Below are 719 nucleotides of genomic sequence, written 5' to 3'. Positions count from 1 at the left end.
GTGAAATACAAAGCCGCCTCACATAATAAAACAATGTAACTAGATAGAAGTACATATTATGTGAATGGTGGCTATAATTATTAGATTAATATATATTTATGCGAATTACATTCATAGAATGAAAAATCAATTATAAAATACAATTATTAGTCTATGAATCATTCTGTAAGCGTAGAATATTTTTCTCCAATCTTAGCAGTAATAAAGATAACTGACTTAGTTCATCATGACTAATATTACTTAAAATTTCTGTCCGAGTATTATTAATCACTTGATCAACCGTTTTGATGAAAGGCTCCGATTCCTCTGTGAGTTTGATTCTCTTAGCACGTCGGTCATTCGCACATGTATGACGAGAAATGAGCCTTTTTTCTTCTAATTGATCTAATGTTCTGACCAAGGAAGGTTGCTCAATACCAATTGCCTTTGCCAATTGAATCTGCGACTGCTCGGGCGGTAACTGGCTAATATTATGCAGTGTTACCCAATGTGTTTGCGTGAGTTTAAGTGGTTTGAGGCGATAGTCAATCAATGCTCGCCACATACGGACTACACGAGATAATTCAGTTCCAATTTGAGATTCCAATTTACCCTCCTTTATATAATTATAATGTCTAAAAAATATACCAAATACATATTATTTTTTGAATTATATATTAACTCCCTTTTATCTTTACAACCTTTTATTGAGCCAATACCTCATAAATACCTATATATAG

Annotated in this window: 1 protein-coding gene; it reads right to left on the bottom strand. The window is 32.4% G+C overall.

What is annotated here, in order from left to right; translation table 11 throughout:
- Window positions 1-151: 151 nt before the first annotated feature.
- On the bottom strand, window positions 152-586 hold the full coding sequence (gene slyA, locus JK188_RS17620) for a transcriptional regulator SlyA (RefSeq protein ID WP_036953515.1): 435 nt from the start codon (window positions 584-586) through the stop codon (window positions 152-154).
- Between the last annotated feature and the right edge of the window lie 133 nt (window positions 587-719).

Source organism: Providencia sp. JGM181, from assembly GCF_018257375.1.
In the GTDB taxonomy this organism is placed as follows: Bacteria; Pseudomonadota; Gammaproteobacteria; order Enterobacterales; family Enterobacteriaceae; genus Providencia; species Providencia lanzhouensis.
Note: the sequence above shows the minus strand (reverse complement) of the source record. Positions and strands in the feature narration are given on the sequence as shown.